General features: G+C 56.2%; 13 protein-coding genes and 2 pseudogenes. 9 read left to right on the top strand and 6 right to left on the bottom strand.

Annotated elements, in window-relative coordinates:
* Positions 1 to 143: 143 nt before the first annotated feature.
* The 3 genes from AC1RKI_RS27070 to AC1RKI_RS27060 all read right to left on the bottom strand — a co-directional run bounded on the left by AC1RKI_RS27070 (position 144) and on the right by AC1RKI_RS27060 (position 3,100).
* Positions 144 to 1,061 carry an SMP-30/gluconolactonase/LRE family protein gene (locus AC1RKI_RS27070; RefSeq protein WP_082926550.1) on the bottom strand — a complete coding sequence of 306 codons (918 nt, stop codon included), beginning with the start codon at positions 1,059 to 1,061 and terminating at the stop codon, positions 144 to 146.
* Between the two features lie 15 nt (positions 1,062 to 1,076).
* Positions 1,077 to 2,063: a Bug family tripartite tricarboxylate transporter substrate binding protein gene (locus tag AC1RKI_RS27065; protein ID WP_066739307.1), complete on the bottom strand. Its 987-nt coding sequence runs from the start codon at positions 2,061 to 2,063 to the stop codon at positions 1,077 to 1,079.
* A gap of 122 nt (positions 2,064 to 2,185) precedes the next feature.
* Positions 2,186 to 3,100: a LysR family transcriptional regulator gene (locus tag AC1RKI_RS27060; RefSeq protein WP_066739177.1), complete on the bottom strand. Its 915-nt coding sequence runs from the start codon at positions 3,098 to 3,100 to the stop codon at positions 2,186 to 2,188.
* A 98-nt stretch (positions 3,101 to 3,198) separates the two neighbouring features.
* Between AC1RKI_RS27060 and AC1RKI_RS27055 the strand changes: the two genes are divergently transcribed.
* The 3 genes from AC1RKI_RS27055 to AC1RKI_RS27045 are packed head-to-tail and all read left to right on the top strand — an operon-like array spanning position 3,199 to position 5,883.
* A complete protein-coding gene (locus AC1RKI_RS27055; protein WP_492798101.1) occupies positions 3,199 to 4,548 on the top strand; it encodes an acyclic terpene utilization AtuA family protein in 1,350 nt (449 codons plus the stop codon).
* Between the two features lie 8 nt (positions 4,549 to 4,556).
* A complete protein-coding gene (locus tag AC1RKI_RS27050) occupies positions 4,557 to 4,880 on the top strand; it encodes an AtuA-related protein (RefSeq protein ID WP_492798103.1) in 324 nt (107 codons plus the stop codon).
* A 31-nt stretch (positions 4,881 to 4,911) separates the two neighbouring features.
* On the top strand, positions 4,912 to 5,883 hold the full coding sequence (locus tag AC1RKI_RS27045; protein ID WP_082926553.1) for a Bug family tripartite tricarboxylate transporter substrate binding protein: 972 nt from the start codon (positions 4,912 to 4,914) through the stop codon (positions 5,881 to 5,883).
* Positions 5,884 to 6,084: 201 nt separating this feature from the next.
* Here AC1RKI_RS27045 and AC1RKI_RS27040 read toward each other — a convergent pair.
* Positions 6,085 to 6,237 (bottom strand): annotated as a pseudogene (locus AC1RKI_RS27040) (H-NS family nucleoid-associated regulatory protein); the annotation flags it as partial.
* Between the two features lie 347 nt (positions 6,238 to 6,584).
* Between AC1RKI_RS27040 and AC1RKI_RS27035 the strand changes: the two are divergent.
* Together AC1RKI_RS27035 and AC1RKI_RS27030 are read left to right on the top strand one after the other, a co-directional pair.
* On the top strand, positions 6,585 to 7,709 hold the full coding sequence (locus tag AC1RKI_RS27035; protein WP_066739308.1) for a mandelate racemase/muconate lactonizing enzyme family protein: 1,125 nt from the start codon (positions 6,585 to 6,587) through the stop codon (positions 7,707 to 7,709).
* Positions 7,710 to 7,854: 145 nt separating this feature from the next.
* Positions 7,855 to 9,189, top strand: a complete 1,335-nt coding sequence (locus AC1RKI_RS27030) for an MFS transporter (RefSeq protein WP_066739179.1) — start codon at positions 7,855 to 7,857, stop codon at positions 9,187 to 9,189.
* A gap of 4 nt (positions 9,190 to 9,193) precedes the next feature.
* Here the strand turns inward: AC1RKI_RS27030 and AC1RKI_RS27025 are convergent.
* Positions 9,194 to 10,093: pseudogene (locus tag AC1RKI_RS27025) on the bottom strand (LysR family transcriptional regulator).
* Between the two features lie 126 nt (positions 10,094 to 10,219).
* Here AC1RKI_RS27025 and AC1RKI_RS27020 point away from each other — a divergent pair.
* The 4 genes from AC1RKI_RS27020 (at position 10,220) to AC1RKI_RS27005 (ending at position 14,658) form a co-directional block, all read left to right on the top strand.
* Positions 10,220 to 11,200: a Bug family tripartite tricarboxylate transporter substrate binding protein gene (locus tag AC1RKI_RS27020; RefSeq protein WP_066739181.1), complete on the top strand. Its 981-nt coding sequence runs from the start codon at positions 10,220 to 10,222 to the stop codon at positions 11,198 to 11,200.
* Between the two features lie 81 nt (positions 11,201 to 11,281).
* On the top strand, positions 11,282 to 12,199 hold the full coding sequence (locus AC1RKI_RS27015; protein ID WP_066739182.1) for a 2-hydroxyacid dehydrogenase: 918 nt from the start codon (positions 11,282 to 11,284) through the stop codon (positions 12,197 to 12,199).
* A 208-nt stretch (positions 12,200 to 12,407) separates the two neighbouring features.
* Positions 12,408 to 13,694: an MFS transporter gene (locus tag AC1RKI_RS27010; RefSeq protein WP_066739183.1), complete on the top strand. Its 1,287-nt coding sequence runs from the start codon at positions 12,408 to 12,410 to the stop codon at positions 13,692 to 13,694.
* Between the two features lie 94 nt (positions 13,695 to 13,788).
* Entirely contained in the window at positions 13,789 to 14,658 is an 870-nt protein-coding gene (locus AC1RKI_RS27005; RefSeq protein WP_066739184.1) for an amidohydrolase family protein, read from the top strand.
* A 68-nt stretch (positions 14,659 to 14,726) separates the two neighbouring features.
* On the opposite strand, the gene AC1RKI_RS27000 is transcribed toward AC1RKI_RS27005, so the two are convergent.
* Complete coding sequence (locus AC1RKI_RS27000) at positions 14,727 to 15,023, bottom strand: HAD domain-containing protein (RefSeq protein WP_197497545.1); 297 nt, start codon at positions 15,021 to 15,023, stop codon at positions 14,727 to 14,729.
* Between the last annotated feature and the right edge of the window lie 183 nt (positions 15,024 to 15,206).

Here is a 15,206-nt window from a genome sequence, read left to right as displayed (position 1 = left end):
TTTCCTTTGTGCCGGCATGCCCTTGGCAAACCGGCACAAAGACAATCAGTTCGTGTCCCGTACGAATCGTAAGCCTTCGGTCCCACAAACAACAAGTCGACAAACTCCCCGTCATCCCTAAACGACAAGCCCCATCGGTCGGGCTACTGGTGTGAGAACATTCGGTTGCCCCCGATTTCTACACTGGCTTGAAGAATAGTTCCCGATCCGGATTCCGTGATGAAGAGCGTCTTACCGTCATGCCCCCCGAAGGCGACATTCGTTGTGTGTCGATGCCCATCTGCCTGAATCCTTGCGGTTGGCTCGCCGAATCTATCGACTAACCAGACCGATCCCAAACCAACATGAGCGATAGCCAATCCGCCCTGCGCATCGAGCGCAAGGCCATCAGGCCCGTTGCCTCCAGATAGCTGGACAAAAATACCGACCTTTGTTGCGTTGCCATCCTTGTCCAGGGGTACGCGCCACACGGCATTCGCACGAGTTGCTGCAACAAAAACGCTTCGCTCCTCCAAATCCATGACAACACCGTTTGGGCTGGGAATGTTGCTGAGTAGGCAAGATACCTTACCGTCTCGCGTCACGCGAAATAATCGCCCTGTAGCATCATGTAGCCCGGTCAATCCCTGATCGGTGAAGTAGAGATCCCCGTTTGTCGCGAAAAACAAGTCGTTGATTGCCTTGAAGTGCTCCAGGCCCGCTCGCTCAAGAAATGACGATACTTTCCCTGTTTGCGGATCGACCGTGAGCAGCCCACGCTTGAAGTCTGCGACGAATAGCCTGCCATCGCGATGAACCTTGAGTCCATTCGGCCAGCCGTCATACTCCGTTAGAAGTTCAAAGCTCCCATCGCCGGCGATACGAAAGATTCGCCCATTCGGCAGGTCCACACAGTATAGATTTCCGTCTCTGTCGAACGACGGCCCCTCCAAGAGCGTCTCGGACGGCGTGCCGGCTGGTTGGCCAGTGCACCATTCTGCATTCGGTTTAGCAGGACGCAGATGTTGTGGGAGCTCGGCAAACACGGTTGCCTCAATGCGAGGCGGAGCGGAGAAGAACATTGCTAGCGTTTCTCCTTAGTCCATCTTCAGTCCAAGATCTTTGATAAGCGGCCCAAGGGCCTTACTTTCACTCTCGATCTTCTGGGACAACTCTTCGGAAGTGCTGGCCGTCGCCTCCATCCCCAATTCTGCGAACCGTTGCCTGATATCAGGCAGGCTCAACACTGCAGCGATGTCATGTTGAATCTTCTGCTGAATATCTTTTGGCAACCCTCGCGGGGCGAGAATCGCATGCCAGAGCCCCGCCTCAGAGTTCATGAGCCCGGCTTCTGCCAGCGTAGGAACATCTGGCAAAGCGGGAATGCGCTTTGTGTCGTTTGTGGCAAGCGCGCGCATCTTGCCTTGCCTGATGAAGGGCAGATTCGCGGCAATACCATCGACCGCCATGTCGATCTCCCCACCCGCCAACGCACGCGTGACATCCGCTCCGCTCTTGTAGGGTACATACTGAAGCTGGATTTTGGCGTCCCGGCTTAGACGCTCCGCCGCGAGTTGAAGCCCTACGGTGCCGCCACCGATGGTGTATTTCCCTGGATGGGCACGCGCCAATGCCAGAAACTCAGCCATGCTCTTCGCAGGTACCTTCGGGTTCGAGACGAGAACCACGGGTACGTTTGCCACGAGCGAAATTGGCACAAAGTCGCTTTGCACGTTGTAAGGCAACTTCGAAAACGTGAACCGGTTCACGGTCAATGTCGAGTTGATCGCCTGAAGCAACGTGTATCCATCAGGCGCGGCCCGGACAACGTCGACTGCCCCAATCGTCGTATTCCCCCCCGGCTTGTTGTCGATGATGACACTCTGCCCCCAACGTTCACTCAACCTCTGGCCGATCGCTCTTGCCACCACGTCAGCTGGGCCGCCAGGACCAAACGGAACCACAACACGCACTGCTCTAGTTGGCCATTCAGATTTGGCAACTGAATAGGGGCTCGTAAGCATCGCAACCAACCCAACTGCCACAGCGCAAATGCGCGGGACAGCATGCACGAATTTACTCATAGTCTCCTCCGTTTTATGTACTTCGCGGACGAGTATGTGCCAACTATCCAATCCTGATAATCGAGATTGTTTGCACAATTATCCTGGTTTTCAGCATACTAGGAGGCTCCCACGTCGGCACGTCAGTTGCATGGGATAAAAGTCGAGGATGACTTTTTACTGGCAGCTACCAAGTGATCCCACAGTAGCGTGGCTGCTGTGGATAAGCTTCTTCCGCGCCGACGAACGAGGTAAAACCGCCTCACGAAGTGAGCATCAGTCAGCGGGCGAGAGACAAGGTCGTCGCGCTGGCAAAGTGGCAGCGCCATTCGCGGAACGACGCCTAAACCGAACCCCGCACTAATCAGCCCAACCAGCGTTCCAAAGTTGGTCACCTCGAACCCAGAATCGCGTATGCCAGCTTTTCGCAAATCCATTAGGCGTTGCTCCCAAACGTCGCCCCGGCCCGCAACATGGACGAAGTCTCGCCCGACTAGTTGAGACAAGGACAAGCGCCGACGTGCGGAGAGCGGATCATCTTTCCTCAGCAGGACCGAGAATTCTGCGTCAAATAGCGGTGTAGCCTCGAACTCAGCCAAATCACCGGGTTCGGCAGCAAGCGCTAGATCAGTAATACCTTGGCTCACCATCTCAAAGCACCGCTGAGACACACCATCGCGCAGATTGATCCGTATCCCACTATTGCCCTTTGAGAATTCACTCAGCCTCTCGGGCAACCAAGACACGCATGGAGTAGGAGTCGCTGCGATGGACGCCTCACCTGACTTCCCTGCGATTCTCGCGCGCAGTTCATCCATCGCAAAATCGACCTCAGCAGCAATCCGACGCGCACCCAGCTCAAATATCTCTCCTTCGGGGGTGAGCGCCACATGCCTGGTACTTCTGTCGAACAGGCGTACGCCCACATCCTCCTCCAGGCGACTGATGATCTGGCTGAATGCTGACGTCGAGACGTGTACTCGCTCAGCTGCGAGCGAGAACCGCAGCGTCTCACACAAGGCCAAGAATGCGTCTAGTTGGGCAGTCGAAAGTCTCATTGTTAAGTAAAACAGGATTATTTTACGAATAAGCCCAATTTACTACAAAATAGACTTGACGCAAGATCCTGCCAGTCATTTTCTAGCAGGAGACAACAATGGTGAAGAGCCTTCTCGTTGGATGCGGTGCAGGGTTTTCGGGCGATCGAGTTGACGCCGCTGAGCCGGTCGTTGACACGCTGATCCGTCGAGCTCAACCGGCCGTACTAATTTACGAGAACCTAGCTGAGCGCACGCTTGCGTTTGCACACATTGCGAAGTCCAACGATCCGCAACTGGGATATGAGCCGTTGCTCGCATTGGAACTATCCCCCGTGCTCGGCAAGTGTCTTAGTCACGGCATTCCAATCGTTGGCAATTTCGGCGCGGCCAACCCAGAGGGCGCTGCCAAACGGATTCTGGAACTCGCCGCCGAACTTGGACTGCCAACTCCGACAATTGCGATAGTCAGCGGTGACGAGGTTCCTCTGGATGGCCACATTGAAGCCATGGCAACTCTGTTTGCGACATCGGTGCCACAGGAGAAGGTAGTAAGCGCCAATGTCTATCAAGGTGCGTTTCCGATCGCAGAGGCCCTCAAAGCAGGCGCGCAAATCGTCGTGACTGGGCGCGTCGCCGATCCAGCACTTACTCTCGGCCCCGCCATTGCGCATTTTGGCTGGCAAGAAGACGACTGGGACAAGCTGGCGGGTGCCTCTATTGCCGGCCATCTCCTGGAATGCGGCAGCCAGGTAACAGGGGGGTACTTCTGCGACCCCGGCATGAAAGATGTGCCTGGAATGGACAAGCTAGGCTTCCCCATCGCGGAGATCTTCCCAGATGGCAGTTGCATCATCACGAAGGCGGACGACACGGGAGGAATGGTTGACCTACTGACCGTCAAGGAGCAACTGATCTACGAGATCCATGATCCTGCCCGGTTCATCACGCCCGACGTAGTGGCAGATATTGGCGAACTTGAGCTCGAACAGATAGGTGCAAACGCGGTTCGTGTACACGGAGTGCGCGGCCAACAACGACCGGATACCTTAAAGACCAACGTCTACTTCGACGACGGTTGGCTCGGGGAAGCCGAAATATCCTATTCCGGCTGCAATGCCGAAGCCCGCGCTCGCCTTAGCATGCAAGTCATTGAAGCTCGCCTGAAAGGTGCGCTTCACCTTCGATTCGATCTCATTGGTGTCGTGAGCATCAGTGGCGACGACTCAGGACGTCTTTTGAAATCGACGGCTCGGGGCTTCGCTAGCGATGTACGGCTGCGCGTGGCCGGTGCTCATGCTGAAGCAGACGTCATCGATCGCATGCTACGAGAAGTGAACGCTTTATATAACAACGGTCCTGCAGGAGGTGGCGGCGTTAGACTAAATAAGCGCCGGCGCGTCTCGATGCAAACCTGCTTCGTTCCTCGTTCCGCGGTTCCAGCCCGCTTCCATTTCGTCACGCAATGAGGCCTCTGATGCCAATCAAAACCGTTCCACTCTACGAACTTGCGCACGCTCGCACGGGTGATAAGGGAAATCGATCAAATATTAGCGTGATCGTCTACCGGCCAGAAGACTACGATCTACTTGTGACCCAGGTGACTGAAGAGCGTGTTACGGAGCATTTTAGGCATCGGACGCCAACTCATGTCGTTCGTTATCTCTTACCAAGGCTTGGCGCGATGAACTTCGTCCTCGACGATGTACTGGACGGCGGCGTGAATAATTCCCTTAATCTGGATGCACACGGGAAAACTCTTTCGTTTCACTTGCTATCCCTTCCAATCGATATCGGGTAGCCCACACTTAAAAAAAAAGGAGACTATCCTAATGACCCGAATCTTTCTGGCTGCAATATTCGCTTCCTTCTCTATTTGCGAATCAATAGCATCCACCGACATTTCCTCAAGCTTTCCACAGAAGCCGATCAGAATGATTGTTCCATTCGGTGCCGGATCGGCCACAGATCTGTTCGCTCGCTCCGTGGCTGAAGCGATGGGTCAGCAGACCGGCAAGGTCGTTGTCGTAGAAAACAAGCCAGGTGCTAGCGGTTTTTTGGCAGCTGTCTCAGCTAAGACGTCCGCGCCCGACGGCTACACCATCTTCTTTACAAGCAACACAACTCAGGTCGCCAACCCCAACTTGTTCAAATCCCTTCCTTATGATCCGGTAGCTGACTTTACGCCACTGGCGCTTCTTGGAAGCGGTGAGAATGTCCTTGTCGTCAATGCTAAGTCTTCGATACGCTCGCTATCCGATCTTATCAATGCGGCAAGAATCAAACCTAACACTTTGACTTTTGCCGCTGGCAGCGCGTCAAGTCGCGTATCCACCGAGCTGCTTCAACAGATGAGCAGCATAAAAGTCACCCATATTCCATATAAAAGCAACCCACAGGCGATCATTGACTTACTTGGAGGACAGGTTGATTTTATGAGCACGGACACCGCCACTGGCATCCCTCACATAAAGCAAGGATCCCTGCGAGCCCTAGCAGTTACTGGAAAGAAGAGGAATCCACTGCTACCTGATGTCCCGACCATGGAAGAGGCAGGAATCTCAGGATATGTATTTAGCAACTGGTTTGCGGCCTATTCCCCAGCAGGCACTCCCTTGCCAATCTCCACAAAGCTCAGTCGACTTTTTAACGATTCGCTAAAAAGTGAGAGCGTTAAGCAATTTTCAAAATCCTCAGGAAATCTGATTGAATTTCGCGATGGCGTACATCTGCGAGCATTTCAAGCGGACGAGACGGCACGGTGGGCAAAAATTATCAAGGCAGCAGGTATCGTGGCGGAATAACTAACAACTCATTGGATTGCACCTTCAACTGGAGAGTTGACGCGCGGTCAATGGACACCGTCCTCTCTGCCCTGAGACCACTTCAGCAGGTTGAGGTGCACTCTGTGCATGGCCCCGGCATCTGAACACGGCGCCGCAAAAGGCAAGTAGACCTGGCGAATACCTGGCCACCGTCTGACAGAGGCGGTGGTGCCGACCCATTTACTCTTCCGCAATCAGAAACCGGTTCGGATACTCTCCCAACCAGGCCGGCGCCCTGCCACGGCCCGACCAGGTCGCGCCCGTCTTGGGGTCAAGATACTTGGGAGGCAATGCCTCCTTGGCAGCCTTCGCGGCCCCACTGCCAGCGGGCCACGAAGGCGCTTGCCTTGGATGTCCTCCACGGGCAGGTCGTATCGCTCCATCAGCGTGCGGATTTGCTCTCAGCCCCTCGACCGAAGTTGACCCCCGCCAGGCACTCTGAACGATTGCGCCTGAATCTATTGCTTGTATTTGATGGCTTTGCCCTTGCTCGTCATCAAAGCACCTTAACGAGCGCACCATGCACCACGTACGCGGCCAACGCGACGCCTGCAACCAATTCGTCAACAACACGGTTTTTACGCGTTATGAATAAGTATGAAGGCGCTTTTTGCGCAGATGTCCTTGCCCCATAGTTCTCCTGCACCCGCATGAACGTGCGAACCAAAGGAGACCTGTCCGTGCCAATCATCAAATCTATCGAAGTCTGCGCAGCCCGCGTTCCGCTGGATAACGTAACTTCCCTCTCTAGTCGCACCGTGTACGACCGTCACTATGGTCTGGTCAAGGTACGCACTGCCGACGGTCTTGAAGGCATCGGTTTCTGCTATGTGGGAAGCGCGGCAGGCGAGATCTTCCGTGTCGCCGTTGAACAACTTCTTGCCCCGGTGCTCCTTGGAAAGGAATCACTGGCGGTCGAAGGCCTCTGGAAAGATATGTACCAAGAGGCTCTTCTGCAAGGCCGCATGGGTACCGTGATGCGCGCCATCAGCGCAGTGGACATCGCGCTGTGGGACTTGAATGCTAAGAGCGTTGGCCTGCCGCTCCACAAGTTCCTTGGCGCAGTCGAAACAGAGACCGTGGCTGCATATGCCAGTGGCGGCTACTACGTCGAAGGCAAGACGGCTGAGATGGTTGGCGAAGAAATGGCCAGCTACGTTGCCAAGGGTTTCAAGGCCGTCAAGATGAAGACCGGTCGCTGGTCCCCGCAAGGCGAGGAGTCGCGGGTACGCGCCGCTCGCGAGGCCATCGGCCCCGACGTGGAGCTGATGCTCGACTGCAATAACGGCTGGACCGATACCGTCCAGGCTATGCAATACCTTAGCCGCATCGAACAATACGATCCGTACTTCATTGAAGAGCCGTTCAGCCCCGACGACATCGAAAGCCACGCGCGCCTGGCGAAGCTGACCCGCATTCCCGTCGCTACCGCAGAAATTGGCTACGGACGCTGGTACCACAAGCAACTCCTGGATATGGGTGGCGCCGCCATCCTGCAGACGGACGCTGCCGTATGCGGTGGCATCACGGAGTGGAAGCGTATTGCTGCGATGGCAGCCGGCTACGGCATTCAGGTGTGTCCGCACTGGTTCCACGACGTGCATGCACCGCTGGTCGCTGCCACGCCGAACGCACGATATGTCGAGTTCTTCTGGGATGACCAGGTGCTGAACTTCCGTCGTCTGGTTGACCGTCAACTGGACCACAAAGAGGGCCGTGTCGTTCTTCATCAGACGCCTGGTCTGGGCTTTGGCTTCGACGAGAAGGAAGTCGCAAAGTACGGCAAATGGTCGACTGTGTCGTAATTCGCAGCGTCACATAACTATAAGACGGTGGGTTCTTGAGCGCGATACTGCGCTCAAGAACGTGGTGAGCCATTCGAGCAGAGGCAACTGTTCGAATGGCTCACTGCACTTACGCCGCGAGAATCTGAATTTGTTTGGAGACAGTATGCAAAAGCCTGATGAACAAGTGGTAATGCGCAAAATCTTCTGGCGCGTTATTCCGCTATTGATGATCCTCTATGTGGTTTCCTACATCGACCGCATAAACGTTGGCTTCGCGGCCCTTACCATGAACAAGGACATTGGTCTGACGGCCTACATGTTCGGTTGGGGCGCTGGGATATTCTTCTTCGGCTACTGTCTCTTCGAAGTACCAAGCAATCTCCTGATGCTACGGTTCGGCGCACGCCGCTGGATTGCCCGCATCTTACTGAGCTGGGGCATACTCTCCTGTGCTATGGCGCTAGTGCAAGGGCCTACGAGCTTTCTGGCTCTCCGCTTTCTACTAGGTGTCGCAGAAGCAGGCTTTTTCCCCGGCGTAATTCTCTACCTGACCTACTGGTTCCCAGCCAGATACCGCGCGAGAATTGTCGCTATTTTCAGCCTCGCGATTCCCGTGTCGATTGCTATCGGTGCACCGCTATCCACACTTATCCTTGAGCTCGACGGAGTATTGGGCATCAAAGGCTGGCAATGGCTCTTTGTCATTGAAGGGCTACCCGCTGTGATAGGTACGTTCGCTGTCCTCCGATTGCTTACGGACCGCCCTGACCAAGCATCTTGGCTCACTCCTGAAGAAAGAGCGTGGTTGGACAGTGAACTTGCAAAGGACGCTGGCGCTAGCAGTGCTCACAACGTTTCGGCGCTGCGCCAGGCATTTGCGAATCCCGCTATCTTGGTGCTCGCATCCGTCTATTTCTGCGCCATTGCTGCCAACCTTGGACTGTCATTCTTCCTGCCGCAGATCATCAAAGCGCAGGGCTACAGCACAATGCAGGTCGGTCTCATCACGTCCATTCCGTACATTGCAGGCTGCGGGGGCATGCTCCTCATAGGATACTTGTCGGATCGATTTAACGAGCGGCGTTGGTTCCTCGCTCTGACGATGATCCTCGCCTCCGGAGGACTAGCATTGGCCGGCTCTCTAGGCGCATCACCCTGGTCCATCGTTGCACTCAGTGTCGCCGCAATCGGGATTCTGGGATGCAAAGGGCCGTTCTGGTCGCTGCCGGCTACATACCTCAGCGGCTCAGCCATGGCAGGTGGCATCGCGTTCATCAACGCTATTGGAAACCTAGGAGGCTTTGCGGGCCCCTACCTCGTTGGCAGCTTCAAGGGCGAATCCAGCAGCTATGCAAGTGGCCTCTTCGCGTTGGCAACAATGGCTGGCCTCGCAGCGTTGATAGCGATCCTCTTCATTCATCCGCGGCGCAATCGCACTGAAAATCCCGGAAACGACATACACGGCGCACTCTCGACGCCCGCTGACGAGCGCTCTTAAGCAACTACTTGTTGCGACGCGTCTTCTTCCCTTCGTCCAGGTGAGCTTCGGCCATCTGGACGAAAGCCTCTGCCAACTGCGCACGCACTGACGCACGCAACCAGCACATACCGACGCGGCGAGAGGGACATGGGGAGGGAAGGCGCCAACGACGTAGTGCAGGGTCAGAATTGCCAATCACTGGCCAGTCGGGTAGGACCGAAACCCCGAAGCCTTCGGCCACGAGTTTGGCGATGTGTTCAATGCCGTCCAGTTCAAAGTGCACTTTCGGGCGTACACCATGCGCTCGCAAGTAGTCGTCCGCCATTTTTCCAGCAACAACGTTCCGGTCATAACGAATGAACGGCTCTCGCGCAGCCGTAGCCAGCGGGTCCGTTACCTGCATGCTGCTGGGCGTCAGCAAGATCAACGGCTCTTCGCGTAGTTGACGCTAGGCACAAGTTTTCGGGAGTTCGAATGTCGGATGCACGAGGATTGCCGCATCCAACTCCCCGGAAATCACACGATCCAAGAGTCGGGCCGATGTGCCTGGCTCGATGAAGACCGAGATATTCGGATTGGCGTTCATCCATTGTCGTAGCAGCGGCGGTAGCAACCCCATCAATGCAGTAGGCGTCGCGCCCAGACGCAAGGGCCCTGCTGGCAATCCAGTGTCAGATGCCGCCGAATGCAAGTCACGAACATCGCTCAATAGGTCACGGGCGCGCTCAAGGATCCGGGTCCCGACAACCGTTGGCTTAACGGTACGACCCGAGCGCGTAAGCAACTGAGCCCCGATATCCGCTTCCAGCGCACGAATCTGCTGAGCGACCGTTGTGGGCGCCAGGTCCAGTCTTCGCGAAGCTTCGGCGATGGAACCCATGTCCACAACGGTAATGAAGGTCTGAAGGAATCGCGTATCCATAACGACTAATTTTACGTGCTCTGACGACGGTTATAGCCGCTTTTTTTGTACTTCGGTTGGAGGCACAGTGCCTCAAAGGCATCCAAGCCACTGGACTATCAGCAAAAAAACAGGAGACATGACTTTATGGAACGCCGCCGATTCCTCTCTATCCTTGCCGCTTCATCGGCAGGATGCGCCCTACCCGCCTTGGCAAATGGCGGCCCACTACCAACGGGGCCCGTGCGCGTTGTCGTTGGCTTCCCGGCTGGCGGCGGCACCGACGTCCTTGCCCGGATCGTCGCCAACAAGCTCAGCGCCCTGTGGGGGATTTCCGTCCTTGTGGACAACAAGGTTGGTGCCGCTGGCCGCATTGCCGCGACTGAAGTAGCGAAGGCCACGCCGGATGGCAACACCTTGCTCATGGGACATATCAATGCACTCGGAATCGCACCAGGCTTGTATCCCAAGCTTCCGTTCAATGCGGAAAGCGATTTCACTGCCATCGCCCTCGTTGGACAGACCCCTCAAGTTCTCGTGTCAAACGACGCTCAAGCAGCGAAGACCCTGGCAGCGGTCGTCGACAGGTGCAAAAAGAACCCAGGAAAGGTCTCGTTCGGTTCCGCGGGAGCTGGTTCGGCTCAGCATCTGGCGCTTGCGTTCTTTGAAAAATCTGCGGGCATCTCTGCGTTGCATGTGCCATACAAGGGCGCTGCTCCGGTGATGAACGATCTGATTGGCGGCCAGGTCGACTACGCATTTGAAGGCATGACTACCACTGCGCCGTTTATCAAAAGCGGAAAGCTGAAGGCCATTGCCCAGACCGGACTGAAGCGAGCCAAGTCATTTCCGGATGTGCCGACCGTCGCAGAATCTGGCTATCCCGGATTCAACGCCAGCATTTGGTTCGGGCTCGTCGGACCGGCAAAGATGCCGACGGCGATGGTCAACAGAATCAACAGCGACGTAAACAAGGTGCTTGCTATGCCGGACGTGATCGCACGTCTCGACGAATTTGGCGCCGAGGATGGGGGCGGAACTCCGGAGCGTTTCGCCGCGTTCATGCGCACAGAGCGCAACAAGTGGGCGCAACTTATCAAGGAAAAGGGAATCACGCCAGAAGTGTAGCCATCGGCGGATGAACCGAGGTGCTCTCGCACTACAAATGAGAGCGCCCCGACAACCTCACGTTGTCGCGACTAGAGACCTATGGAACAAATCGTAAAGGTGGGGGAATTCCCCCCCGAGCTACAGCGACGGATTGACCAAGAGTTCGTCTGCCTCGATCCTGATGTGGTGCTAAAAGACGACGGGCTGCGGTCAAGAGTTCGAGCAATCGTAACCCGCAGCAACTACCACGTCCCTGTTGAGCTGATCCATCAACTCCCTGCGTTAGAGATTATCGCAACTTCAGGCGTCGGCTACGACGGCATTCCGCTGGAGGAGGCGCGCGTTCGCAACATTACAGTCACGAACACGCCAGGCGTTCTCGACGCCGCCGTATGCGAACTCGGGATTGGCCTGTTGCTGGCCATGCTCCGGAAAATACCGGGGGCTGATGACTACGTGCGCTCTGGAGAGTGGCAAAACGGCGCATATCCATTGACGACTAGTCTCAGTGGAATGCACGTTGGAATTGTAGGCTTGGGACGCATAGGTAAAGAGTTTGCGCGTCGCCTTGAGCCGTTCGGCGTATCAGTCGGCTACGGCGGTGGTCGCCAACAAGACGTCCCGTGGTGCTACTTCCCAAGCGTCATGTCGCTCGCCGGGTGGGCAGACATTCTGGTGCTCTGCTGTCGTGGCGGAGAAGATACCCATCGCCTGATTGACGCGACAGTCCTTGATGCCTTGGGCGATGGTTGGATCGTGAATCTATCGAGAGGTAGCGTGGTCGATGAGGCGGCGCTCTGTCACGCGCTGCAGCGCGGGTCGCTTCAGGGTGCCGCTCTAGATGTCTTTGAAGAAGAGCCCCTCAACGACTCTCCCCTGCGAAGTCTTGGCAACGTCGTGCTCTCTCCTCATGCGGGCTCTGCTACTGTTCAGACCCGTATTCAGATGCTGCGACTCACGTTGGACAACCTCCATGCGGTGCTACAGGGGAACCCTGCATTAACGCCAGTGCTGTGACGCGCACGGCTGGAAAAAAATCGCCTCTAGTGTTTGCTGAAATCGCCCCTCGTCACCCTTTCTCGTAGGCGGTGCAAACGCGGATGTGTCAAAACCCTGGCTAATGGCCCATTTTGGCTGGCTCACCAGGGAGCGCAAGAGTTACCCGCCCATGACAAGAGCGAGGTAGCCAATATAGCCGGAGCTTGCTCCGGGCAAGGAGACCGGAATGTTTCGATGGATGAAAGATCTCACACCGCGCGAGAATACGACGCTGCGGGCTTGCTTCGCGGGTTGGACCTTGGACGCACTAGACGTCCAATTGTTCAGCTTCGTCATACCCACGCTAATTGCAGCATGGGGAATCAGTACGCAACAAGTTGGCGTACTTGGAACGGTTGCACTCGTCACCTCTGCTATCGGCGGCTGGCTCGCTGGAATCCTGTCCGACCGCTACGGGCGGGTGAAGGTACTTCAACTGACGGTCGCCTGGTACGCAGTATTCACCTTTCTCTGTGGGTTCGCGCAAAACTTCGAGCAGTTCTTCATTTTTCGCGCTCTGCAAGGCATTGGATTCGGTGGCGAATGGGCGGCGGGTTCGGTGCTCATCGCGGAAGTCATCCGTGACAAATATCGCGGTCGAGCGGGAGGCTTCGTGCAAAGTGGGTGGGCGGTGGGCTGGGGCATCGCAGCGATTCTCTACACAGTGGTGTTCTCGCTAGTCTCTGAGCAGCAAGCCTGGCGTTGGCTATTCTGGATCGGCATCGCGCCGGCCGGCCTCGTGTTCTTCTTGCGGCGTCATGTAGATGAACCGGAGATTTTCACCCGCAACAAGGCACGTCAGCCGAAGCAGTCCATCTTCGCGGTGTTTAGCCCGACGTATCTTTCGACGACCATTAAGCTGTCACTCTTCACGACCGGTTGTCAAGGCGCCACATACGTCTACCAGGTTTGGCTTCCCACATATCTGCGCACTGAACGCGGCCTCTCTGTGATTGGGACCGGTGCATTCACCTTCGCCCTTATTCTTGGCGCATTCGCAGGATTCATCATCGGCGCATTTCTCGGAGACGCCATTGGAAGGCGCAAGACTTTCTTCGTAAGTACCGTTGGTGCGGCATTGATGCTTGTCGTCTACCTCGTGCTACCAATCACCAATACCGTCATGCTTCCGAGCGGATTCTTCTTGGGATTGTTCACTTACATGGTGTTTGCACCGCTGGGCCCGTATCTCAGCGAGATCTACCCAACTGCTATGCGTGGCGCAGGTCAAGGGTTCTGCTATAACGCAGGACGCGGAGTCGGCGCTCTATTCCCCCTGCTTATTGGCCTCCTGGCTGCGAAAATGCCACTCGGGAAGTCAATTGCAATGTTTGGCTTCATCGCATACGGATGCATGATCATCGCCCTCTGCATGTTGCCGGAAACCATGGGAAAGGGCTTGCCGGATACACCCGAAGACGGCAAAGACGACGCATCGTCCGCGCCTGAGCCGGGTGTCACTTCGAAAGTGTAGATCGAGCCCATTCAGTTCCGGTAGAAAGTTTCTGCACACACTTACCCATCTCGCGCGATGAGTGCCCGGTGAACGGCACTCGCTCAGGATTCTTATGACTACGCCCTGCTTGCCTGCATTGCCTGTAAGCCGTTCTCCGCGCATTCCAGCCCCTCCCTTGGCATGTGACTGCCACTTCCACATTTTTGGAGACGAGCGTGTCTATCCATTCGGGGTACCGCGGGACTACACGCCGCCTCCTGCGTCCATTCAGGATTGGCGAAAAATGGCCGCGCAGCTTGGCCTAGGGCGCACGGTCGTAGTGCAACCTAGCGTCTACGGCCATGACAACCGCTGCACGCTTGACGCAGTTCAAACCTTTGGCATCGAACGTTCTCGCGCGGTGGTTGTGCTGCATGACTCCGTGTCAGACGCCGAACTTGAACGGATGCATCTCAGAGGCGCAAGAGGCGTTCGCTTCAATTTGGTAAACGCGGGTGGGATGACCTCCGACCAGATAGCACGCGTCGCGCAACGCGTCGCTCCATTGGGATGGCACCTGCAGTTTTACCTGGAGGGCCGCCAACTTCAGGAGCTAGCACCGTTGATTGCCGCATTGCCGACGCCCGCCGTCATAGACCATATGGGGATGATTAGAGCCAACTCTCCGACATACCGCGATGAGATTGAAGCAATGCTGGGCCTACTTTCCAACAACAAAACGTGGGTGAAGCTCTGCGGCTACCGCTCTTCCGACAATCCCTACCCGCACGATGACGTTCAGCCCTTGGCACGGACGCTAGTGAATGCGGCCCCTGACCGATGCCTGTGGGGCACAGATTGGCCACACCCAGGCTTGGGGAGCGGTATGCCAGATGACGCAGCACTGTTAGATCTACTTAGCGACTGGACACCAAACCTCGCAATTCGAGACCAGATTCTTGTGGACAACCCCGCGAGACTCTATGGCTTCAACAGCGACTAACGCACGCGATGGGCACCCTGTCGTTAGGGCGCCCCACTGCTTTCCAGGTTTGGGATGCGAATCGTGCGTTAAGGTGACCCAAATTGGCAATCCAGCTTGACCCTCAGGTCCGAAAGTACTTGGCATTCAGCAAGGCCATGCGTAGGGTCGGCGCGGACAGCATGCGGGCTCGTCCAGTCGGGCCACCCCTCTGGCCAATCATCGACAGCAATCCACGCGGGTGGATTTCGTTTTATGACATCTAGGATGACCTGCTCAGGCCTTGACATACTCTCGAACCATGCCTTTCGCGTTTGGCGGCGATCGAAGGTTCCACCGATGCATCGCTCCTGCAAATCAACCGACAGTTGCGACTTCGCGTGCATGCGATGAAGCACTGGCGTTCAAGCGCACAGGGCACGCACAAGGCTCGAAGCGCTCTTTTGGCTGCGCTTTCGAATAAGCGGTGAGGTTGTGCCGGTTACGGGAAAACTTCTACGTCCCTTCACCAACCGCGGTCGATGGCGGTTGCATGTGCAGTATAGGAACGCCCATCGATACATGCGGCC

The sequence above is a fragment of the Cupriavidus sp. GW822-FHT06G04 genome, from assembly GCF_058799075.1.
Note: the sequence above shows the minus strand (reverse complement) of the source record. Positions and strands in the feature narration are given on the sequence as shown.